Consider the following 23,056-nt stretch of genomic DNA (forward strand, 5'->3'; position numbering starts at 1 on the left):
GTGGAACTTAATCCGGAGAGCAAAAAAGAAGCAGCTTAACGGCTTAGGCGACAACTACCTTGAAAAACGCCGGTACCAATAGGGCGATACCCGGCCGTTGTCTAACATACCCAGCGCTTTATTCTGCTCGTTACTATTCTGAAAATCACTGTCGTTACCAAACACATTCGGGTTAAGCGGTGACATAATCCCCATGTAACCGGTGTGCGCCTCCAGCAGATTGCGCAGTTTACTTAATACCATGGCCCGCGATTGCTCTGCGCTGAACCCCTGCTCTTGCCAGGTTCGGTGTAGCAGGCTGATTTCTGCGGCAAAGGTTTCGGCCACCAAAGCGGCATTTTCTACGTTCTTGGCGATTTTTGCGGCCTGAACCTGAGATTCTGCTTCAATTAAGGCCATACCACCGCGACGCAATGCTTCCCGTGTTACTTTTTCTACTTCTTCGTTGACGCTTGAGCTGTTGTAGGTAGATATACTGGCCAGAACCACGGTTAACAATATAATGATGGCCAGTACCGAGTAGGTAATCTTATTTTTTATGCTGTGGGTAATAAAGTTCATCGTTTGGCTGCTTTGCGTCCGCTTTGTGTACTATTTATTACAGTTGAGGTTGGCTTGTCCACCGTAAAATGTGGACGTTGGACCTCAGTGTGTCAGAATTCAGGGTAACTATGCGTTATTTGGCATAGTTATGCTTAGTGTCGTCTCTTAAGTGTATCTGCAAATCTGAGAATTTCTTGTGTTTTTCAGTGATTAAGCGCTTTTTTATCGTACGGCCGTGCATTGAACTCCATGACTGGTTTCCCGTCAGCAGGGTAAATCCCGGTGGGTTTTGACATTGACATATTTACCCATTCCCAGTTTTTTAATATTTTTTCGATCTATGTCCCGGCTTTTGCTAATAGCGCGGCGATTTCATGAGGAGGGACGCAGGCACCGCTGTCCCAGACGGATTGTAAATGCTGACGCAGGGCGGCTATCTGCTGTGTCTGAACAGTCAGCTGTTGCATCATTATCGTGATTTCCTGTTGCTTTTCGGTAAGTCGTCGCATGATCAATGCGTGATCCAGATTGTTGTCATGGCTGAGCAGTTTCGGCAACTCCTGCAAACTGAAACCCAATTTTTGGCCCAGACGAATACAATCCAGTCTGGCTTTTATAGTGTCATCGTACACCCGATAGCCGCCGTCATTGCGGGGAACTTTCGGCAGCAAGCCCTGTTTTTCGTAAAACCGAATGGTGGACGCTGCAATACCTGTCTGAGCTGCCAGTTCGCCAATTTTCATGATTTGTTACTTGACCTTAAACCTTGCTTTAAGGTTAGAGTCTGGATTTCCCAATTTCAATCTTGATTTACGCGAAATCGAACGAGGTATTGCATGACATCGCCAGTATCACCGGTATTTTCTGAGTTACAACTGCCCTGTGGCCTGAAATTAAAAAATCGAATTGCCAAGGCTGCCATGGAAGAAAATATGGCAGGTGCCGGGCAATTGCCGGGAGCGCCTTTACAGCGGCTGTATCGCGCCTGGGCGAATGGCGGAGCCGGACTCATCATCACCGGCAATGTAATGGTGGACCACCTGGCGATGACCGGACCCGGAGGCGTCGCACTGGAAGCTGATACCCCGCTTGAGCCTTTTGAACAACTGGCAGCTGCCAGCCAACAGGACGGTTGCAAAATCCTGATGCAGATCAATCATCCGGGGCGTCAGGTTTTTAAGAAAATGGGCGGCAAAGTGTTGTCGCCGTCGGATGTGGCGCTGGACATGGGCGCGCATTCCGGACTATTTACTCAACCTAAAGCCATGAGCGAAGCTGAAATTCAGGATCTGATTGCGCGTTTTGCTACTACTGCCAGCCGCGCTGATCAGGCCGGATTCGATGGGGTGCAAATTCATGCTGCTCATGGTTATCTGCTGGCGCAGTTTTTGTCGCCGCTCACCAACAAGCGCCAGGATCAGTGGGGGGGAACGCTTGAGAACAGGGCAAGGGTATTGTTGCAGGTCATCAAAGCCATCCGGGCTGTGGTGTCACCGTCTTTTGCGGTTAGTGTTAAGCTCAACTCGGCTGATTTTCAGCGGGGGGGTTTTGATATTGATGATGCCACCAATGTGGTAAACATGTTGTCTGAGTTGGCCGTGGATTTTATTGAGCTTTCCGGTGGCAGTTATGAAGCGCCGGCTATGCAGGGGCGCACTGCTGATGGCCGAACCCTGGCGCGGGAAGCCTACTTTTTGAGTTTCGCACATCAGATTGCTGCGGTGTCCAAAGTTCCTTTAATGACCACTGGCGGCATTCGTCGTTTAGCGGTAGCAGAAGAAGTAATAAATAGTGATGTAGCGCTGGTGGGTATGGCCAGTGCAATGGCTTACACGCCGGATTTACCCAACAGATGGCAGTCGGATAAGACGTTTGAAGGCACTATTCCGCTGGTGTACTGGAAAGATAAAACCCTGAGCGGCCTGGCCACTATGGCGATGGTGAAACGGCAATTACATCGACTGGGGGCGGGTAAATCGGTTAAAGCTTCATTGTCGCCCGTGTTTTCGTTGCTGAGCGACCAGTTGCGGGCGGCAAAGCTTACCCGTCGATATCGCAGGCAGTATCGAACCGAAGTAAAATAATCGGACTGGTATTTTCAGCAAAAACATGGAAATGTAGAGCAAATTCACTTCTCTGCGCGCAATATATGAGCCTGATGTGGCAATCCATGTTTTCTGCTGTACAGACCTCCAGGATACAACTGGGCTTGTTGCGTTTGTTTATCCTGGCCCTCAATATTTATTGGTATAGTGCCAGTGAGTCTTCCATCTGGTTTGTGACAGTGATGGCGTTTTACGCCTTGATGGGGGCCTGGGCCTTTGTCAAAAATCAACCTGATGCCACACAGATTCTGCTTAGTCTGATGGTGGATGTCTTAGCAATCAGCGTTTTCCTGTATTTCAATCAGGGCATTATGTCCGGCTGGGGGGCAATTTTAATGTTGCCACCATTGATAGCCAGTCTGCTGTTGAATCGGGCGCAGGCCTGGCTGTTAACTATTTTGGTGCTGGTATGTCATAGCGTTTTATCGGGTTTATCTGTCATCGAATTGGCGCAGATGGCCTCATCGGATAAGGCGCATGGGATGCACCATAGCGCAGCGCATGGGCCACAGGAAATGGCCAGCCACATCCAGAGTATGTGGTTGACCTTTGCCTTCTCTCTGGCGGTGTTAACCGGGTTCATCTCCCAGCAGCGACATCGCATTAATCAGTTTCAACAACAAAACCTGAGTTATCAGGAGCGCTTTCACAACAATCAACGATTGTTGGCGTTTGCTAATTTGACCGCCAACACCAGTCATCAACTGGGGACACCGATTTCATCTGCCAGAATGTTACTGGATGAAATTCAGGAGCAGTCGCTGCAAGCAGATGATATTCAATACAATGTCATTCAGGCACAGCAACAACTGGAACGCTGCACTGAAATACTCAAATCCATGGTGGCAAAGTCCCGCACCAGTGTGCAGTATCAAACCGAGTCCGCTGAGGTTATGGTTTGGCTGAATAGCGTATTGGCAGAGTGGACCACTACGCATCCTGATATGCCGGTAGCATTGGATTTTTCAGATAGCTGTCAGCATATTCTGGTCAAGGTGAATGAAGGGTTGCGATTTGCGCTGAACAATGTTCTGGACAACTGTTATCAGGCCAATATTCAGGCGGGTGCTGAATTGTTGAAGTTTACCGCAGCATGCCGTGACAAGCGGCTCACCATCAAAATTTATCATCGCGGTAAAAAACCCGGTAACGATGTCATCGAAATACTGGGCAAGGCTTTTGTTCCGGACTCTGAAGGGTTGGGGCTGGGAGCACTTCTGGCCCAGTCAGCCATTGAGCATCTATCCGGTAGTATGGTTTACAACTGGTCTTCATCGGATGCCGTGCCTCATGAAATCGTGATAACATTACCGGCAAATTGAGGGTTGCTCACGGAAACATGCACATCTGACCATGCCACAAGATACACAACATGACATTGCGCTACTGGATGACGATCAGGTGTTTGTGGCAACGCTACAGCGGCGGTTGCAACAGTATGGTTTTAAGGTGGCGGCATTTCACCAGGCGATGGATTTACTCAACAGCGATAAAACCTTCAGTCACCTGGTGTTGGATCTGAATTTGGGGAGTGAGTCGGTGTTAACCTATTTGCAGGATTGCCGTGATCGCTGGCCGGAGGCTAAACTGGTTATCCTGACCGGCTACGGCAGTATCGCCACCACAGTGGCAGCGTTAAAGCGCGGTGCCGATGATTACCTGACCAAACCCCTGAACTTTAAGGAATTATTATCTGCTTTGGGAGCTGAATCCGGAGTCTCCACAACTGAGGAAGTCCCTACTGCTGCCATGACCCCCGCCCAACTGGAGTGGGAGCACATTCAACAAACCCTGCTGCGCAATGATGGCAATATTTCCGCGACAGCCAGAGAGTTAAAACTGCACCGCCGCACACTGCAGCGCAAATTGCTGAAACGCCCGGTTTTTAATAGCTAAAACGCGTACTGATAGCCCAGGGTCAGCATATCGTCCATAGCCATTTGCACGCCATTTACTTTTTGATCCAGGGTGGTTTCATATTCCAGTGCCAGTCGGTGACCGCCTGGCAGTAACACATTAGCACCAATGCCCAGGTTTAACATCGAACCGCCGGAGTTGCTCGGATCTGCAGTCTGCACCGGTAACATGACTTCGGCATCTATGCCGTCAATGCGTCCCTGATCCAGATAACTCAGTCGGGCTGACAGGCTGAGTTGTTCGTTAACGCGGTGACTGATCCAGCCACTGGCAAGTAATTTGTCACCCAGCGAATAATCGTTGTCATTGTCGTTCAGCCTGAAGGTGGCTTTCAGCTGACCGCCCCAGCCCCAGTTGTGTGCATGTCCGGTGAAGGTTAAGCCCGGTTCAATATCCCAGGTACCGGACCCCAGCTGCATCGGATAGGGCAGTTTGACTTCCGGGGTCATGTTCATTGGTGTCAGGATATGGTCACTTTCGTCTATGTCGCCGGTGGGGACACTGAGTCCCAGATTTAAGATAAACTGGTAATCAGCGGTTTTTTTGAGGTTCCACAGCATGGCCACTTTGGTATCCCCCAGACCACTGGTTTTAGTCTCAAAACTGCCCAGTTGATTGGTTCCCATTCCCCCCTGAAAGGTAATGTGCGACATGTCTTTAGATAAGTGATTCAGCATTAACATCAGGGTGATATCATCACTGGGCGCATACATGGCTCCGAGCATGTGCATGTCGGTGGTCATTTCCACCGGTACCACTCTGAGAGTAGGCGGTTGCATCATGTTTCCGGCAAAGCGGTTGGGAATACTTGTAACAATATCTTGTGCAGAAATATCGCGACTGCCTTGCAGGTTATCCGCCATGGCCATATGCATAAAGCGATAAGAAATCATCCATTCTCCGGCTTTATGAGTATGATCTCCCATCACACCTATGGGAGCGTGGCTATCCGGGGTACTGGTGTTGCCGGCAATTTTGCTGTCGGCGAGGCTGGCTGAGGAAACAAACAGTAAAGCAATCAAGGTGTTAATTTTTGTATAGGGCATGATGACAACAATAAAAGCAAAAACCTGATTTTAACCTGTCGTAAAATAATTACCCTGTGACAAAATGTCGCAGCGGTAGATAACCAGCGGAGAATGTATTATTAATCCTTTGTTCAATACACCTGTGAATGGTGTGATATTTGATATGGACGGCACGTTGGTGACGTCGCAACTGGATTTTGTTGCAATGCGCAAAGCGGTAGGTTGTCCTGCTGAGCAGGATATCCTGACATATATCGATGATATTGCCGATGACAAACACCGCCATCAGGCGATTGCACAAATTGAATCGATGGAGCTGGAAGACGCTCATCAAAGTGAGATTATCGACGGTGTAGCTGAAGCGCTGGCCTGTTTACAGCAACAGGATATTCGAACGGCGGTTGTAACCCGCAATTGTCGCGCTGCCACCGATATTAAATTGCAAAAAGCCGGCCTGCGCTTTGAACAGGTATTAACCCGGGAATGTGCTCCTGCAAAACCAGACCCAACCGCATTGTTGCAAATAGCCAAAAGCTGGTCACTGACACCGCAACAAACCATATACGTGGGGGATTATTTACATGATATTAATGCCGCCATTAATGCCGGAATGCGCAGCGTATTAATGACCCTGCAGGGACCACCTGACTGGGCGCATGATGCCACCTGGCAGTTTGCCAGCTATGCGGAGTTTCTGGCATTTTTTAATGATCGTAATTGTTCAGAATAAACCCATCTGGCGGGAACTGATGGTGTCAAAGTTCTGGCCAATAAACGGCAAAATACCTTCTGCAATAGGGCGTAGTTGCTTTTCAACATAGTGATGATAGTCAATAGTACTGGTGAGAAATTCCAGTGGCTCCGGGCCATTGATGGTTTGGACATATTTGATCCAGCCCTTGCGCTGGTATTTACGTGGCTTGCCCTGGGCCTGAAGCTGCTGATCTGCCAGTCGTGCGGCTTTTACATGGGGTGGGACGTTTTTGACATATTTGTCAGTGCCCTGACGTAATCGCTTCCTGTACACCAGTTTGGCGTCGAAATGCCCTTGTTCGGTGTGATTAACCATGTCGGTAATGTACTGGCTGACATCTTCGCCGGCAAACACCATGCTATACAGCCGGGTCTGGAATTCTTTGGCCAGTGCTGTCCAGTCAGAACGCACGGTTTCCAGTCCTTTAAATACCAGTTCTTCACCGGTATCGGTTTTTTTTAATCCGGCATAACGTTTTTTGCTACCTTGTTCTGAGCCGCGAATCGTGGGCATCAGAAATTGACTGAAATGAGTTTCAAATTCCAGCTCCAGGTAACAATCAAGGTCAAACTCCTGGCGCAGTTTCTCCTGCCAGCATTGATTGATCATGCCGGCCAGCTGGTTGCCGATCTCGCGGGCCTGCTGGGCATCCTGGCACTGGCTTAACCAGACAAAGGTGGAGTCAGTGTCGCCGTAGATCACTTCGTGTCCTTGCTCTTCAATCCAGCGAGCGGTGGTTTGCATAATGTCATGACCCCGCATCGTGATAGAGCTGGCCAGGCGGGTATCGTAAAAGCGGCAGCCCCCTGAACCCAGTACACCATAAAAGGAATTCATCAGGATTTTAATGGCCTGAGAGCGGGCACTGTCCCGCTCCCGTTTGGCCACATCCCGCTGTTGCCAGAGCTGGGTAATAATGTCCGGTAAAAAGTGCTTCTCTCTGGAAAAGCTGCCGCCTTTGAAGCCGGGAATGGCCTGTTCCGGGTGTTTTAATCCTTCCACTAAACCCAATGGATCGATTTTAAAGGTGCGAATAATTGAGGGATACAGGCTTTTAAAGTCCAGCACCAGAACGTCCTTGTAGAGTCCCGGTTTGGAATTCATCACATAACCGCCGGGGCTGGCCAGTCCGCCATCTTTTGGAAGATTGGGGGCGATATAGCCAGCCCGATGTAATTTAGGCAGATACAGGTTGGTAAAGGCCGCCACTGAACCGCCAGCTCTGTCCAGTTCCAGCCCGGTAATCTGGCTGCGTAATACCAGGTATTCCATCAGACGGGTGGTGTCGAATATCTCTAACACCAACAGACAGTCCTGAAGATTATACTCTGCCAGTTTCACCTTATTGTGCATAAAGTCATGATTAATGTGGGCCATGCGGTTGCCCACATCTTCCACTTTTTTACCCTTTCCCAATAACTCCTGTGACACTGATTCGAGACTGAAACTGTCGAATTGATAGGTAGCGGACTTCAGTGCATCTATGCCATCCAGCACCAGGCGACCTGCCAGGTTTAAAAATCCCGGCTGACTGCCGGTTTTGGCATCACGCCAGGTCATTAGCGAGCCGTCTCTGCCCAGATTTAAAGGGATGTTGTGCCGCTGCGCCCGTTTGAGCAGCAAACGAAAATCAAAACTGATAACACTCCAGCCCACAATAATATCCGGGTCGAATGCAATAAATTCATGCACAAAATGCTGGAGCAGGGCCTTTTCGTCTGGCACCCAACGGATCCAGTCCGGCGCGTTTTGCTGTGTTTCACCTATCATCAATACACATTGTCGGCTTGCAGTGGCAAGTCCAATGGAATAAAGTTCACCTTTTTCGCTGCATTCAATATCCAGAGACAAAGGGGTAAAGTGAGGCGTGTACTGACTGGGCCTGAGTTTGGCGTTGAGCAGTCGGCCATGTTTATCCGTGTTGCCCTGCGCCTGGGTACTGCCGTAGACAAATCGTTCCATCAGGTAGCGATCAGCGAGTCGAATATCATCCTCATAACAGGTAATACCCTGGTGCTTGAGCCAGTCCCGCAGGGCGAAAAAATCTGCCTGACTATTGGCGTAAAGCGCGGTGCAGTGCTCACCACTAAACAAGGTTAAGGCTAATTCTGTGCGGCTGATGTTTGGGTGATGGTGTTGTAGTTCTGTGCTGCTGTTGCTTAGCTCTGCGGTACTGACAAATAACACAAACTGGGCGCCTGGCGTACGGATATTACGGGGGCCTTGATCCGTAGCCAACCAAAAGTCCAGATAGGTAATACCTGCTAACTCTGTTTGTTTTCGGGACAGGATAAAACCTTCGACTAATTCCTGATTCATTCTTTGGATAAATTGCGCTTAACTTTGACCAGCATGGCATACACTGGTAATAAATACAGTAAAGTCAGTTGGGTTTACAGGACTTTTTTGACTTTGTCAGGAATAAAGGAGGGGAGGCTGCCGTTGAACATTAAATCGCTGAATAGCCCGACCTGATCCTTGTCAGGCGATTCAGAACCTCTAGGTAAGTTTCCCAGGAGATTAAATCGCCTGGTTATACTAGAGACGGGCAGGCATTGATATTTATTCCAGTAATTTAAAAATTTGAGAAATTAAATGCATTACATCTTTAAATTGAGCTTGTGCTGGTGGGTTGTGTCGTTGCTGTTACTGCAATCGGCATCTGCCAATACCGAGGAAAAACACCGCTGGGAAGGTCGTCTCGAAGCCGGGATTGAAAACGATTCGACGGTGATTATTGATGAGTTAGACTCAGTGGTGGATGACAGCAGTTCCAGCAGGTTATTGCGGCTGCATGTGAATTATCGCTACACTCCAGACGACACCAACGAATGGCTTTTTTCCGCTAATGCAATCCGCAAAAACTTTAGAGAAAGCAATACTTTTGATTCATCGCTACAAATTTATTCGGCAGGATACAGCCGGGATTTTGAGAAATTGACCGCGGGCCTGCGCAGCCAGGCCATTACCTCGGATCTGGACGGTGAAGGTTTTTTGTCTATGCAGCAGTATTCACCCTACTTTTCTTTTTTTGTCGGCAAACAATGGTTTTTAAACCTGGCATTAAACATTACAGATAAAACCATTAAAACAGACCGGGAGCGCTCCGCGGACGGCAGGGAGTTTACCCTGGACGGATATCACTTTTTACAGGGCATTAACCACTATTTGTTATTTTCTGTGCGCAGTGGCAAGGAAGAGGCTGAAAACTCACTATACAGCTTTACCTCTGGCCAGTTTCGCGTGGGCTGGGTTAAAAAATTAAAGTGGTTAGACAAGGCTCACAAGGTGAGAGTCAACTGGCGTTATTTGCGCCGTAATTACAATCAGCAGTTACATCCAAAGCTGGATGAATTCAGAGTGGATAATCGCAGACAATGGGATATTGAGTGGGAAACAGAGTTAACTGATAACTTTATCCTGGCAGCCAGTTTCCGCCTTAACGAACAGGACTCCAGGTTATCGTCAGCCAGTTATGATCAGAAAATCAGTAGCGTTGTTTTGCAATATCACTTTTAGCGGTGTTGATGCCGGTTTGTGCCGTCAGCGGGTGTGATATTTGCGGTAATAATCCCCGGCCATACAGTGGATCGACACCTTCATCACCGAGATCAATACAGCGATTCAGGGCCACTTCGACCCAATTATTTGCATCGCTTTGTTGGGGTAACTGGCTGGCAATCCAGGCGGTTACAAATGGTGCAGCGATAGACGTACCTGACTGAGCACTGGTGCTGTTATTATCACTGGCCGCCAGAATATCCACACCGTAAGCCGCGACGTCAATGTGGTTGCCGCGCACCGCTTTTTTGTAGAGTTTGTTTTTCATATCGACTGCGGTAACCGCAACAGCACAGCTGTAGCCCGCCGGATACATGGGTTCCGAAAATGGGCCTTCATTGCCGGCGGCGGCAACAATGACGATGCCTTGCTGGCATAGTTGCTCAATGCCTTTTTGCAATAATCTGTTGGGTGGTCCGGCAAGGCTCATGTTGATGACTTTAATATTTTGCTGCACCAGCCAGTTCAGCCCCCGCAACAAACTCAGGGCAGTAGTGATAGAGCCGGTGTCAGCTGATTCCACAAACACCGATGCGTTAAACAGGGCAATGTCATCAAAAATGCCCTGAAAGTGCGGGCTTTTTCCGGAAAATACCGACGCAACTGCCGTACCGTGTGTAAATACCGGCTTTTGGTTATCCTGGGTAAAGTGCTGCTGTGAAATCTGCACACCCTGTAACAGACGGTGTTGCATATCAATCGCAGTATCCACCATTCCGATACGTATGCCTTGCTGGTTCAGTCGCATTAACTCGCCGGGAGAAATACCCTGTGTAACCTCAGGTGCAGAGTCAGTGGCATTGGTGTATATATTGGTATAGATATGATTAAAATCCAGAACCGCATCGTGTTTTTCCAGTCGCTCCATGACCTGCTGATAATCATCGTGTAAATCGTAAGACGCGGGGGCTTTTACACTCGCAATAATGCTGCCAAACGACTCCAACAATTCTTCATTGCTGAATTCGTAACCTTCCTGCTCAAGCGCTTGTTTTGCGTCCATATCGGCCATAATGACCCACTCCGTGGTCCATACCTGCTGTTCATCAATTTCTCGCAGTAAACTGGAATCACTGTGGATAGAGGTCAGTGCCTGTTCAAATTGCAAATCAGAAAATTCACTGTCGATACTGTTGTTCTGCAACGTGTCTTCAACCTGGTCTTCCACCACGTCTTCCACTTCTTCTATTTCATCGTTGCCCTTTTCACCAGGTTCGTCCTGTTCGTCAGGATCAAAACTACCCAGCCCATCATCAAGGGGATCGTCTGGCAACTCGGGTTCTTCGGGAAGATCCGGGCGAGTCGGAAGGTGCGGTTCCCGTTCGGCGGCTGCAAGGTAAGCCCGGGTAACATGTGGATTGGCGGCCATGCGGTCAAATTGCTTTTCTGCCATGCGCAACAACAGACGAGCTTCCAGTTGCCGCTCAACAGCCTGCTCAGTTGCTCTGACGCCGGAGTTGATGCTCTGCTCTTCACTGCTGCGCTGAACCTGCATTTCTGCCAGCTGTTCTGCCCGGCGCAATGCTCTTTCAGCGTGCTGTTCAGCCATTCTTTCCAGTGCTATTTCGGCGCGTCTTTCGGCGTTTCTGTCGGTGGCCTGAGCCAGCGAGATACTGAACAGGGTGACGCAGAAAACCGCCAGTGCAAATAGCACCTGGTACACGCGCAAAACGATGTGTGTATGCTTACTGTTGAATAAGTTGTCCACGGTCACACCTTTCAAGAATTTCATGACTTACCCAATATTTTACACTAACTTAGTATGATATAACGGGTGAGATCTGTGATTTATTTCACTTTATAGCGCATTATTGCTTGATTAATACCGTATCTAAATCCCTAAATGAAAAAATTTTGGAATAAATTGTAATCGTGTCACGTTCTACACTCAGAAGGTAAGGATGAATCACTCTCAAGATGATTTAAAAAGGATATTAGTGGAGGAGTTGCCCAGAGTAAGGCGCTTTGCTTTTTCACTGACAGGCCAAAAGGCGGATGCCGATGACCTGGTGCAAAGCCTGGTGCTAAAACTGTTGCAAAAGGGTTTGCCGAAAGATGTTTCTGCAGTGCCCTGGATACTGCGGGTGTGTAAAAATATCTGGCTTGACGAGATCCGCTCTCGTGATGTCAGGGTTAAAGCGGTGATAGAAAATAAAATCCCCAACATGGATCAGGATACCGCAGAAGGTAATCAGGAAAGTGCCTACACACTGGAGCAGGTGCTGGTGGTCCTTGATCAAATGAATGATGAACAAAGAATGATCATCAGTTTGGTCATTATCGAGGGGTACAGTTACGCCGAAACGGCTGAGGTATTGGAGATACCGCAAGGAACAGTCATGAGCCGATTATCCAGAGCAAGGAAGAAAATGCTGGAGTTGATCGAAAGTAAACTGTGAGTAGAACGATGAAACAAGACGATTACGATTTATTATCTCAATTTATTGACGATGAGCTGGACTCCGAGAGAACCCTTATTGTCAAGCGTCGTTTGTTGGCAGAGCCTGAATTTAATCATTTGTATCAGCAACTAAAGGCGCTCAGTGACAATGTAAAAACGGCGATCCCGGATTTTAAAAACGAGCCGGTCAGCGCAGAACTCGAGGCTTTGCTGAAGACTGAATGCACAACAAGCACGCGTTCGGATTCAAACTGGCGTCGCATTTTACCATTGGCCGCTTCGGTGGCAGTGGTTTGTGTGATGGGATATTTATTACTGGGTCAACCTTCGCCAACAGGGATCAATTTAAAAGGCAGCATGTTAAGCAAGCTGGCTGATGACGAAAACTGGTTGTCGGAAAATGGTACTGAAGTTGTTGTTGTGCAAAGTTTTCTCGATGAAAATCAATCTTTGTGCCGGGAGTACTATGCCCGTGAAGCTGAAAACGTCGAGCATGGATTAACCTGTTATCAACAGGGGCAATGGCAAAAACAAGTCTTTGCAATAAAAGGCAATGACAGCGACAAATATTATGTTACGGCCAGCAGTCACTATGACGGTGTTGAGCAATACATCGCGCAGGCAGGCTTAACGCCTCTGACAGAAAATGACGCGATGCACCTGTTGCAAAGCCTGAAATAACTGATTTTTTAGCACTCAGGGGCGAAAATCTGCCCCTAAAGTCAGCAATATCACTTTTCCTCTAAAATTTGCCCCTGGCATTTCTTTTCGTTATCGCATTTTGCTATATACTTGAAATTGAGCCTGTTGACCTTTGTTGTGTCCATCTTTGGCAAAGGTCAACACGTTCTGGTGAGGGTATTCCGGTTTTCAGGAAATTGCTCCAGGTAGTGGCTTTTAGGTAAGGATTTGGGAATTGATAGATATTCCACCGGCTCGCAGAGTGAGCGAATTGACAGCACTGATCATAGATGAAGATCCATTGGTACATGAGCTAATCAAAAGCGCGATGTTTGAGATTGGAATTACCAAACTGGCGACAGCGCAAAATGCGTATTATGCGGTGCGGCGATGTGAACAAACCCGATTTGATATCGTACTGATTTCATTTAATGTGCAAAGCGATAAAGACGGCTTTCACCTGCTGGAAGAGCTCAAATTTAAAGGCCATGTTACCAAGGGTACCACGGTGATCTTCCTGAGCGCCGAGACCGCGCCTGAGCTGGTGCATTGCGTGGTGGAAATGCAACCCAATGATTTTTGGGTAAAACCACTGGACAGAAGTCGCGTGGAAAACCGGTTGCGGCATATTTTTGAAGTTCGCAATAAACTGCACCGGCTTTATTATTGTGTCGATACCGAAAATTACAGTTCTGCGATTTATCTGGCCGATGAGTTATTGAAGCGCAATGAGCTGGCCCACTATTTCCCCAATATCAAACGCATTAAAGGCGAATGCTTATTCAAACTGTTTGAGTATGAAGAAGCGCAAAACTACTACCAGGAATTACAGCACGAATACAAGTACGGGTGGGTGAGTATCGGATTGCTGAGGGCCATGTTGGCGCAAAATAAGCTGGAAGAGGCGGAGCCTAAAATTACCGAGTTGAAAGAAAGAGAAGATACCCGGTTTCTGGTCTACGACGTGTTAGCTCAGTATTACATTGAGCACGAAGACTATAAAAACGCTTACGAAGAAATAAAAACTGCCACGCAACTGGCGCCCCGAAATATTGAACGCAATCGCAAGTCCTGTGATCTGGCTCGTCTGAATCACGATCGCATGGGGCAATATATGGCAGCGCAAAATGTTGCCAGGTATGCCAGAAACTCTATTCACGATAGCCCGGAACTGCGGCTCAACGTATTGCGTACGGCATTGGATCTGGCCACAACTTTATCCGATGTAGAAGCCAGGAGTTTGTTCGTTAAAATTGAGCGCATGATGCGTGAGCTGGAAATGGAATTTGGTCGACAATTAGCGGAGCCTTTGACGGTAATTAAAGTACGCTTGCTGTGCGTCAGACAAAACAAGAAGGAAGCGGACAAGTTACTCAAGGAAAGCGTGTCGAAAGAGGCCACCGGGTCCATCGATGAAAACCTGGAAAAGGTCAAGGCCTTTCACGAGTTAGGCCACCGGGAAGAAAGCCTGAAATTACTGGAAGAGGTGAAAAAACAGATCGGCGGGGATACCTGGTCGGGACGAGTGGTTACAGAGTACGTCGAGCAGGAGCAGATCGAGCGCAAGGAGATTCACTTCACCGCAAAAGAGCTGGGTGAGATGGCCAAGGTTCACTTTAAAGAGAAGCGCTTTAAACCGGCCTACGCTAACCTGACTCAGGCATTTAAGTTATCGCCTAATAATCCGCAACTGGCCATGAGCTTGTTGCGCCTGCTGACTGCCATGGTAGAACGGGAAAAGGAAACACTGGATGAGCAGCAGGTTGCACTGGCGGCAGAATGCGTGGCTATTGTTGCAGCCAATGACCCTGAAGCCGACACCAAAAACAAGCTGTCGCATTTCTCTAAAGTGCTGAAGATTGACCAGGCGGAAGTTAACAGCTAATTTTTTAAAACACACACAATCAGGAACCCGCTATGAATTCCATTGCGAAACTCACCGCTATGACCTTGCTTTCTCTCAGTGCATTTGGAATACAGGCCGCCGGAGATGCAAAACACTATCCGGCCATTTTTATTGGTGCCACAAACTTTGAAAGTGAGACAGACACCACCATAGGATTTGGTTACGAATACAAATTGTCGTCGCAGTTTGGCGTAGGCGGCGTGTGGGAACGTACCCGGGAAGGCCATCACGGTGATGGTGTAAACGTATGGGTGGGTTCTTTCTTCTATCATCCCTCCGATCACTGGCGTCTCGGGCTGGGTTTCGGTGAGGAACGCATCGGGGGCAAGAAAACAAAGCACAAAGAACTAATGCGTTTGAGTGCTTCCTATGAATTTTTTGGCAGCGGCTACATATTAGCGCCCGAAATGGCGGTGGATTTTATTGATGGCGAGAAGGCAACAGTTGCCGGCGTATCGATCATTTACCCATTTTAAGAGCCTTGCTCAAAGGACAGGCTGTTCCCCCGTCATACTTCAGCTGTGCGAGGGATTATCTGCTGGCCAGTACCAGCCTGTCTAAGCAACCTACCCAGGCCTCGTGATGCAGCGTCTGATCTTCTTCGTCGTCAAAGCCGGAATGAGTCAGCTGGATATTGGTGGTCTTGTCATCTACGTCGTCAAATAATACTTCCACTTCGCTCAGGTGGGGTTCGCCCACCCACTGCCAGCTAAATTGCAGGCGCACATTGGGTTGAATATCTTTGTATTCTCCCATCAAAATATGTGATGCGCCGGTAACGTCGTATAAATGAAAGCGAAATTTTCCACCGACGCGAAAATCTGACATGATTTGACCAATAACCAGGTCATTCAAATTAAACCAATTGATCAGTTTGTCAGGTTCATGCCAGGCAGCAAAAATGTTACTGACGTTGTTATTGAAGGTACCTTCCAGCGCGAATTGCAGCATAGTGTAGTGCGTGAATGAGTTTATCGAATTATTCAACAGTTGCGCGCAATAAACAAGGTGATGAAAATGCTTATTCCGTTTGTTCCTAATAAAAAGTCCAGTGCCGCGAAAAAATGGTTACAGGCTTTCGAACTTCAGATGTCTGAACACCAGTTTAAGTTACTGGACGAACTGACAGATGCCGAAAAAAAAGCGGCGCAGGTGGCTATTGTCGCTAACGCTGATGCGATTGATTTTAACCAGATGCCCAATCTGAAGTGGATACAAAGTACCTGGGCGGGTGTGGAAAACCTGCTCACCAACCCGACGTTAGGCAATGTGCCGGTGGTCAGAATGCAGGACCCGGCACTAGCCACCACCATGGCACACAGTGTGTTGTGCTGGGTAATGAATTGCCAGCGACACAATCCCATCTATCGTCAGCAACAGGCACAATCGTTGTGGCAGCCTCACCCGGTAACGGCCAATGAAGATCTGAATGTTGTTCTGCTTGGGGCTGGTAACATGGCGCAACACAGTGCTCAATTGTTATCTTCCTTTGGCTATCAGGTGCACTGTTGGGCGCGTCGCTCTGGTCAGGTGGTCGGCGACATTTATGCCTCCTCCGGACGCACTTCGTTGCGGAATCTGTTGGGCATTGCGGATATTACTATTTTGTTGTTGCCGCTGACAGACGAAACCAAAGGGTTGCTCAATGAGGAAACATTGAGCTGGATGGCGCCTGACAGTTATCTCATCAATTTTTCGCGTGGTAAAATTATTCATGATGAAGCTTTGTTAAAACACTTATCCTGTGGGGCTATTCGTCACGCGATACTCGATGTATTTGCCACCGAACCTTTGCCGCCGGAGCATGCCTACTGGCATCACCCCAGAGTTACGGTTTTGCCTCATATCTCGGCACCCACCAACCCTTTTACTGCCAGTAAGGTCGTTGCCGAAAACATAACCGATTATGTTGAGAAAGGTGTGATTCCGGTTGCTGTCAACCGGAAGCTGGGGTATTAAAGTAGTTATGGAATGTGGTCTCAAATGGCAAAAATGTGGTGCAGGTATCTATGAAAACTCGTGCGCAGCTAAAATTACTTTTGGTGCAGATTCGCGATAAACCCCAGGTGCGGGAAGAGGAGTTTGACAGTTTTGTACGCTTTGCTGGTATCAATTCTGACCAACTGTCGGTACTCAATGTGTTTGATCAGCCGCGTTTTTCACCGCAACTGGTAGATAATTTTGATGCGGTGTTAGTCGGTGGTGCCAGCGAAGCCAGTGTTCTGGAGCCGGAAGTTTATCCTTTTGTGCCTGATTGTGTGCAACTGTTGCAATACTGCAAGGAAAATGCAAAACCGGTGTTTGCTTCCTGCTTTGGATTTCAGTTGGCTGTACTGGCGATGGGCGGTGAAATCGTGCGTGATACAGCCGATTTCGAAATCGGCACACTGCCTATCCAGATTACTGATGCAGGTTATCAGGACCCGCTGTTCTCAGGCTTTCCCAATCCATTTTACGCCGTTAGTGTGCATCGCGAACGCGCCCCACAATTGCCATCTAACTGTGAATTACTGGCTTACACAGAACAATGTCCTCATGCGTTTAAAGTGCATCAACGGCCTTTCTGGGCGTTTCAATTTCACCCGGAAGTCGACAAGGACATTTTGATCGAAAGACTGTCGGTATTTCGGGCACAATACACTCAAAATGCAGAACACTTTAACCAGGTGATCAGTCATGCAAAGGATACCCCCTGGTCTAATTTGTTGGTAGAACGCTTTGTTGATACCTTAGTTTTACCCCCTGAGAATAATAAGACTAATTGGTAGTGGTAAATCTTTTTTTTTAAGCCACACTGTAAGTTAAGACCTATCAGAGTTCGGCCAAGATGTGCCGGACTGGTTAAAGCTGCTGTCTGACGCAGGTTGCTTACAGGCGGTTTAAAATTACAACAGGTAATGAATGCGCACCCGAAATTGGTCAACAAAAGTACATCTTTGTGCGTTTGCAGTATGGTTTTGCATGCCATTGCAGGCGCAATCGGATGAGACATCCGATGCTCAACAGTTGGGACTGCTTTCATTTGAGCAATTGCTGGAACTGGAAGTCAGTGTCGCCTCCACGCAATCCGAAAACATCCTCAAAGCACCGGCTGTCGTTTCGCGTATTGAGGTTTCGGTTTTTCAAAAAATGGGTATTCACACCCTGGCGGATCTGATTGCCATGTTACCTGGCGCAGATGTACACCATACGGCAATTGGTACGCAATCTGTGATGTTGCGAGGTTTTTTTGAAGCCTTCAATCAAAAAGTGCTGTTTCAGTTAGATGGTGTACCTTACTGGCAATCTTCTCACAGTGATATACCGGTAGCCGGTATACCGCTGGAAGCGATCAGCCACATAGAGGTAATTCGCGGTCCGGGCACGGTTTTCCACGGTACTAATGCCTCTGCCGGAGTCATTAATGTGGTCACTAAAAAAACATCCGGTGGCAGTGCCGTGGCCATGCTCAATGTCGAAGGTGGCAAATCTGCTGCACTAAATTATGGTACTGAATTTCAGGGCGGCACTTTTACCGTAGCGGGCCACTGGCACAAGAGTCATGATTATCAGGCTTTTTATAACAATCGTCCCATCCCAGCCTTTATTCCGGAAGAGGTTCCCGATAGTGGTCTGGTGACCAAGCAACCTGACGACAAGTCCTTAATGTTAGGGTGGCATTCAGAGGATTTATCGCTGCAGTATCAGGAGTTCAGCTCTACGATTCAGGGCCTGGCCGCGGCAGCATCCATGTTAAACCTGGGCGAAATGCAACAACGAGGGCGCTTGCTGAAAGCGGATAAACACTGGCGAGGAGATACACAACAATTTCGACTGTTCGCAGATTACAACAACTTTTATTTACGGATCCCCACGGAACGCTTGTTTAACGGCACGGAGTTTGGCGTGCAAAACTTTGGTGATGGGGAAGATAACAACCGATTTCGCCTGGGCGGCCAGTATATAGTGCAATGGGATGCAAAAACCGAGTTGGTTGCCGGACTGGAAGTCGAGCATCGGGAAACCGGTGATTACCTGAATACCGACAGCGATGGCGTGGTTCGGGTAAAGACCATGGATAAAAATGATACCACTGAGTGGGCCGTATACGGCCAGTGGTTACGGGATTTCGACGATTTGCGGGTTTCTTTGGGAATGCGCTTTGTAGACAATCAGATGTCTGGTTCGAATGTATTGCCCAGAATTAGTTTGATTCAGTCCTTAGACGACTATAGTTCGATTAAGGTTCTGTATTCTTCCGGCTTTAATGCGCCGAACTTTTTTCAAAAAGGCATTGATATTCCCCCCGGTGTGATTGTAGGAAATAGTGATCTCAAGGCTGAAACAGTGGATACCCTTGATATTGCGTATACCTACACCAAAGACAACACTTTGTTTATCGCCAATTTATACTGGACCCATGCAGATGATTTTATTCAACGGCGCAGTAATGAATTTGAGGTGCGGTTTGAAAACACAGATGACTTTGAGCGTTATGGTTTAGAGCTGGATTACCAGTTTGTCACTAAAAACATGAAATGGTTTTCGAATCTGAGTTATCAGCACGAAGGCAATAATCGTTCAGAAATGGACATTGGTCGACAGTTTGTACCCCGCTGGATGGCAAAGCTCGGTGCTGTCTGGGGCTTTAATATCAGACACAGTCTGGGGTTCAGTCTGCGTTATTCCAGTGAAAGAGCCGCGGTAGACGAAAGCGCCTTGCTGAATCTGCAATATCAATATAATCAGGACGACTGGCAGGCCTATCTGGCAGTGGAAAATGTATTGTCTGATGATTATGCCGTACCGGACTGGCAGGACTTAAACGAGCTACGCACTGTCACCGCAGGAGACGAAGACCCTGTGGTTAAAGTGGGAGCCCGGGTCTTCTTTTAGCGGCAAAGCGTCGGCGCATTCGCCTACTCTTTGCGATGCTGAAAAACCAGCGGCAATTTAGCCTATGGCTTGCGGAACTTAAAGGTCCAACGGTCTGTGTTGCCTGTGACTGTTTTGCGGCCCACTTCGTAAATCAGCTCATCATCTTTGCGGTAATGCAAATCTGAATAGTCTACAAATTCAAAGCCGGCTTCCAGAATTTCTTTGATCGCCAACACCGGGTCAACGCGACGTCGATTTTCACGATTTGGCTCTTCCATATGGCGCGCAGTGTGATCCACCACAGCATAGATGCCCCCTGATTTTAGGGCGTCAAATGCTGCTTCATTCATGGCGCGTCGTCCTTCTTCCGAGAAATTGTGATAGTTTCTGAAGGTCAGCACCATATCAACATCACTGACCCCGAGTCCTGTTTCGGGCAGCTCTAAGGTGTAAAATTTGTCGCCTTCAGCGCGATAAATTTTGGCATCCTCAGCGACAATCGTCATTTTTTCAAAGCCGGGGGTGTTTACCCAGTCTTTAATTCGTCCGGTTCCCAGAGCGCCATAGTACTGTCCTTTTTCGGCCACGGTGGGTGCCAACAGACGGGTATACCAACCTCCGCCTGGGATCAGTTCTACTATCTTCATGTCATCCCGCAATCCAAAAAATGCCAGGGTTTCAATTGGCAAGCGATTCGCATCGCGCTCTTTATCAGCGTCACTGCGCAATTCCGACTGCAAAGCTTGCTGTAATTTCGATTTGGTGGTATCAAAATCGTCTGCCAGCGTGCTAAAGCTGGCGATGCTCAATACCAGCACGGTGGTTTTCAATAGGCTTTTAATCATTAGGTTCCTCATTTTTATTGCGATTTTCCGGTTATTATTGGAGCCTGCATATTGTTGCTGCAGGAATGTAGCGCAAAGTTTGACAGGCCCAGACAGCATGGTCAAAGATAGACCTGCCAGAAAAAATTGTCACCGTATTCGCTACGAATAGTTTAAAAAAAGGGATTAATCCCAGGGCAACTTACGGTATATTTTAGTAGCCCGATAGCTTCTGATTTTCACCACAGATAATTCCACTGAATATGTTTAAAGTCATTCACACTTCTGACTGGCATTTAGGTCAGCATTTTTATACCCGTCATCGCAAAAACGAACATCAACAGTTTTTGGATTGGTTACTGCAAGTTATTGCGCGGGAACAGGTGAATGCTCTGGTGGTGGCCGGCGATATTTTTGATACCAGCACTCCGCCGAGTTATGCCCGGGAACTATACAACCAATTTATTATTGGGGCGCAAGGTTTAAACTGTACCTTGATTTTTGTGGCCGGAAATCACGATTCTGTAGCGGTTCTGAATGAATCCAAAGATCTGCTTAAACACCTCAATACCCATGTCATTAGTCAGGTTAGCGAAAAAACTGAAGACGCACTGTTGCTGCTGCAAGACGATTCGGGCACGCCCGGTCTTGTCGTTACGCCGGTGCCCTTTATTCGTCCCCGGGATGTACTGCTAAGCAGTGCCGCACAATCTGGACTGGAGAAAAGACACCAACTGGGGGAGGCAATTAAGGCACATTATCAACAGTTGATTGAGCAGGCCAGGCAATTGCAACAAGCACAGGGTTTAACTCTGCCGGTGCTGATGACCGGGCATCTTTCCGCGTTAGGGGTTTCACAAACTGAATCAGTACGCGACATTTATATCGGTAGTCTGGACGGATTTCCCGCCAGTGATTTTCCCAATGCTGATTACATAGCACTGGGGCACATTCACAAAGCGCAACAGGTGGCCGGCAATGCGCATATTTGTTATTCCGGTGCCCCCATTCCGCTGAGCTTCGACGAACTCAATCAGCCCAAAAGCATTAATTTGGTGTGTTTTGAAAAGGACAAGCTACATTCCGTTGAGCCTGTTACTGTGCCCTGTTTTCAGGCCATGAAAAAGCTCAAAGGTAATCTCAATGAACTGGAAGCACAAATTTCCGGATTGGACAAAGAGACTTCCATCTGGCTGAGCCTGGAAGTGACAGAGCAAGACTTTCTGTCGGATCTTCAGCAGCGCTTTCAGCAAATGACAGAAAACACCGCAATCGAAATACTGCAGATCACCCGGGCCAGAAAACATCGCCGAGAGGTGCTGGCGGATGACTATGTAGAAACGCTGAATGAGCTGACTCCAATGGACGTATTTGAGCGGCGTCTGGCTTTGGAAGCGTTTTCTGAGCAGGATGAAAAAGCACGGATTGCCCGATTAAAAACCTTGTTTAGCCAGATTGAAACGACGTTGGAGCAGGATAGTGAGCCAGACGGAGGAAGCGCACCATGAAAATTCTGTCACTGGCCTTTTCCAATTTAAATTCATTGCGTGGCAACTGGTTTATCGATTTTACTGCTTCTGAGTTTAGTGATAACAGCCTGTTTGCCATTACCGGCCCCACCGGAGCCGGTAAAACTACACTTCTGGACGCTATCTGTGTCGCGCTTTATCATCAAACACCGCGCCTTGGGGCATTGAGTCAGTCCAGCAATGAAATTATGACCCGCGGATGCGCCGAATGTCGTGCCGAGGTGGAATTTGATGTTAAGGGCAAAGCCTATCGCGCCAGTTGGTCGATGCGCCGTGCCCGGGGCAAAGCCGACGGTAAGTTGCAACCCGCAGATGTGGAACTGGCTGAAGTGCATTCTGGTCAGATCCTGGCGTCGCAAATCAAGCAAAAAGCGGAACTGATTGAACAGATCACCGGACTGGACTTTGCCCGGTTCACGCGTTCCATGATGTTGTCACAGGGGCAATTTGCCGCGTTCTTAAATGCCCGGGAAGAAGAGCGGGCTGCTTTGCTGGAAGAACTCACCGGTACTGAAATATATGGCAAAATCTCTGAACGTGTCGCTGAACAGCGTTCTGAGGCCCGGCGGCAACTGGAACACATGGAAACCCGGTTGGCCAGTGCAGAGCTGTTATCAACAGAAGCCCGTGAAGCATTAACCCAGGAGCTGGATAATACCGATAGCCATCATCAGGCGTTGAAATCACAACTACTCAGTACAGAAAGTCAGTTGCACTGGTGGCAACAACGACAGGATCTGGAACAGCAGTTTCAGCATAGCAAGCAACAACTCAATGAGGCTCAGGTTCAACTGGAAAATCAGACTGACAGCTTCCTGCGTCTGGACAAAGCCGAAGCGGCATTAACGCTCAATCCGGACTGGCAGGTCATCGTTGACTGTAAATCACAATTGCAGCAAAAGCGTCTGGAAAGTACCAGTGCCGAGCAGGAAAAAGAGCAGTGTCAGTCC

At 48.1% G+C, this 23,056-nt stretch carries 20 protein-coding genes and 1 pseudogene; 14 read left to right on the plus strand and 7 right to left on the minus strand.

Going from position 1 to position 23,056, the window contains the following annotated elements:
• Nucleotides 1–54: 54 nt before the first annotated feature.
• Both AC0J20_RS17545 and AC0J20_RS17550 read right to left on the minus strand, forming a co-directional pair.
• Complete coding sequence (locus AC0J20_RS17545; RefSeq protein WP_473022708.1) at nucleotides 55–561, minus strand: hypothetical protein; 507 nt, start codon at nucleotides 559–561, stop codon at nucleotides 55–57.
• A 320-nt stretch (nucleotides 562–881) separates the two neighbouring features.
• Nucleotides 882–1,286, minus strand: a complete 405-nt coding sequence (locus AC0J20_RS17550) for a MerR family DNA-binding transcriptional regulator (RefSeq protein WP_229529902.1) — start codon at nucleotides 1,284–1,286, stop codon at nucleotides 882–884.
• A gap of 93 nt (nucleotides 1,287–1,379) precedes the next feature.
• Between AC0J20_RS17550 and AC0J20_RS17555 the strand changes: the two genes are divergently transcribed.
• The 3 genes from AC0J20_RS17555 (at nucleotide 1,380) to AC0J20_RS17565 (ending at nucleotide 4,544) form a co-directional block, all read left to right on the plus strand.
• Nucleotides 1,380–2,627: an NADH:flavin oxidoreductase/NADH oxidase family protein gene (locus AC0J20_RS17555; RefSeq protein WP_473022709.1), complete on the plus strand. Its 1,248-nt coding sequence runs from the start codon at nucleotides 1,380–1,382 to the stop codon at nucleotides 2,625–2,627.
• Nucleotides 2,628–2,692: 65 nt separating this feature from the next.
• Nucleotides 2,693–3,970 (plus strand): sensor histidine kinase, encoded by a 1,278-nt coding sequence (locus tag AC0J20_RS17560; RefSeq protein ID WP_473022711.1) that lies wholly within the window; start codon nucleotides 2,693–2,695, stop codon nucleotides 3,968–3,970.
• Nucleotides 3,971–4,001: 31 nt separating this feature from the next.
• The gene (locus AC0J20_RS17565; RefSeq protein ID WP_473022712.1) at nucleotides 4,002–4,544 is read left to right on the plus strand and encodes a response regulator transcription factor; all 543 of its coding nucleotides are present in this window, start codon (nucleotides 4,002–4,004) and stop codon (nucleotides 4,542–4,544) included.
• Here the strand turns inward: AC0J20_RS17565 and AC0J20_RS17570 are convergent.
• On the minus strand, nucleotides 4,541–5,611 hold the full coding sequence (locus AC0J20_RS17570) for a transporter (protein WP_473022713.1): 1,071 nt from the start codon (nucleotides 5,609–5,611) through the stop codon (nucleotides 4,541–4,543). The genes AC0J20_RS17565 and AC0J20_RS17570 overlap by 4 nt on opposite strands.
• A 133-nt stretch (nucleotides 5,612–5,744) precedes the next feature.
• On the opposite strand from AC0J20_RS17570, the gene AC0J20_RS17575 reads away from it, so the two are divergent.
• A complete protein-coding gene (locus AC0J20_RS17575; RefSeq protein ID WP_473022714.1) occupies nucleotides 5,745–6,323 on the plus strand; it encodes an HAD family hydrolase in 579 nt (192 codons plus the stop codon).
• Here AC0J20_RS17575 and AC0J20_RS17580 read toward each other — a convergent pair.
• A complete protein-coding gene (locus AC0J20_RS17580; protein WP_473022715.1) occupies nucleotides 6,315–8,666 on the minus strand; it encodes a DNA polymerase II in 2,352 nt (783 codons plus the stop codon). The genes AC0J20_RS17575 and AC0J20_RS17580 overlap by 9 nt on opposite strands.
• 276 nt (nucleotides 8,667–8,942) lie before the next feature.
• Between AC0J20_RS17580 and AC0J20_RS17585 the strand changes: the two genes are divergently transcribed.
• Nucleotides 8,943–9,866: a hypothetical protein gene (locus AC0J20_RS17585; RefSeq protein WP_473022716.1), complete on the plus strand. Its 924-nt coding sequence runs from the start codon at nucleotides 8,943–8,945 to the stop codon at nucleotides 9,864–9,866.
• On the opposite strand, the gene AC0J20_RS17590 is transcribed toward AC0J20_RS17585, so the two are convergent.
• The gene (locus AC0J20_RS17590) at nucleotides 9,835–11,640 is read right to left on the minus strand and encodes a S8 family serine peptidase (protein ID WP_473022717.1); all 1,806 of its coding nucleotides are present in this window, start codon (nucleotides 11,638–11,640) and stop codon (nucleotides 9,835–9,837) included. The two genes, AC0J20_RS17585 and AC0J20_RS17590, sit on opposite strands and share 32 nt — an antisense overlap.
• Before the next feature lie 169 nt (nucleotides 11,641–11,809).
• Here AC0J20_RS17590 and AC0J20_RS17595 point away from each other — a divergent pair, with 169 nt between their 5' ends.
• From AC0J20_RS17595 to AC0J20_RS17610, 4 genes are all read left to right on the plus strand, one after another.
• Entirely contained in the window at nucleotides 11,810–12,307 is a 498-nt protein-coding gene (locus AC0J20_RS17595) for an RNA polymerase sigma factor (protein ID WP_229529911.1), read from the plus strand.
• 8 nt (nucleotides 12,308–12,315) lie between these two features.
• A complete protein-coding gene (locus AC0J20_RS17600; protein WP_473022718.1) occupies nucleotides 12,316–12,990 on the plus strand; it encodes an anti-sigma factor family protein in 675 nt (224 codons plus the stop codon).
• Between the two features lie 235 nt (nucleotides 12,991–13,225).
• Entirely contained in the window at nucleotides 13,226–14,875 is a 1,650-nt protein-coding gene (locus tag AC0J20_RS17605; RefSeq protein ID WP_473022719.1) for a response regulator, read from the plus strand.
• 32 nt (nucleotides 14,876–14,907) lie between these two features.
• Entirely contained in the window at nucleotides 14,908–15,372 is a 465-nt protein-coding gene (locus AC0J20_RS17610; protein WP_229529914.1) for a hypothetical protein, read from the plus strand.
• 55 nt (nucleotides 15,373–15,427) lie between these two features.
• Here the strand turns inward: AC0J20_RS17610 and AC0J20_RS17615 are convergent, their stop codons facing one another.
• A complete protein-coding gene (locus AC0J20_RS17615) occupies nucleotides 15,428–15,847 on the minus strand; it encodes an SRPBCC family protein (RefSeq protein ID WP_229529915.1) in 420 nt (139 codons plus the stop codon).
• 66 nt (nucleotides 15,848–15,913) lie between these two features.
• Here AC0J20_RS17615 and AC0J20_RS17620 point away from each other — a divergent pair, with 66 nt between their 5' ends.
• The 3 genes from AC0J20_RS17620 to AC0J20_RS17630 all read left to right on the plus strand — a co-directional run bounded on the left by AC0J20_RS17620 (nucleotide 15,914) and on the right by AC0J20_RS17630 (nucleotide 19,771).
• Complete coding sequence (locus AC0J20_RS17620; RefSeq protein ID WP_229529916.1) at nucleotides 15,914–16,855, plus strand: 2-hydroxyacid dehydrogenase; 942 nt, start codon at nucleotides 15,914–15,916, stop codon at nucleotides 16,853–16,855.
• Between the two features lie 50 nt (nucleotides 16,856–16,905).
• A complete protein-coding gene (locus tag AC0J20_RS17625; protein ID WP_473022720.1) occupies nucleotides 16,906–17,664 on the plus strand; it encodes a type 1 glutamine amidotransferase in 759 nt (252 codons plus the stop codon).
• Nucleotides 17,665–17,797: 133 nt separating this feature from the next.
• The gene (locus AC0J20_RS17630; protein WP_473022721.1) at nucleotides 17,798–19,771 is read left to right on the plus strand and encodes a TonB-dependent receptor plug domain-containing protein; all 1,974 of its coding nucleotides are present in this window, start codon (nucleotides 17,798–17,800) and stop codon (nucleotides 19,769–19,771) included.
• A gap of 62 nt (nucleotides 19,772–19,833) precedes the next feature.
• Here AC0J20_RS17630 and AC0J20_RS17635 read toward each other — a convergent pair whose 3' ends face one another.
• Nucleotides 19,834–20,598: a class I SAM-dependent methyltransferase gene (locus tag AC0J20_RS17635; RefSeq protein ID WP_473022722.1), complete on the minus strand. Its 765-nt coding sequence runs from the start codon at nucleotides 20,596–20,598 to the stop codon at nucleotides 19,834–19,836.
• A 242-nt stretch (nucleotides 20,599–20,840) separates the two neighbouring features.
• Between AC0J20_RS17635 and sbcD the strand changes: the two genes are divergently transcribed.
• Nucleotides 20,841–22,085, plus strand: a complete 1,245-nt coding sequence (sbcD, locus tag AC0J20_RS17640) for an exonuclease subunit SbcD (RefSeq protein WP_473022723.1) — start codon at nucleotides 20,841–20,843, stop codon at nucleotides 22,083–22,085.
• Nucleotides 22,082–22,888 (plus strand): annotated as a pseudogene (locus AC0J20_RS17645) (AAA family ATPase); the annotation flags it as partial. The gene sbcD and the pseudogene AC0J20_RS17645, both read left to right, overlap by 4 nt.
• Nucleotides 22,889–23,056 lie beyond the last annotated feature (168 nt).

Source organism: Planctobacterium sp. R6 (assembly GCF_055755215.1).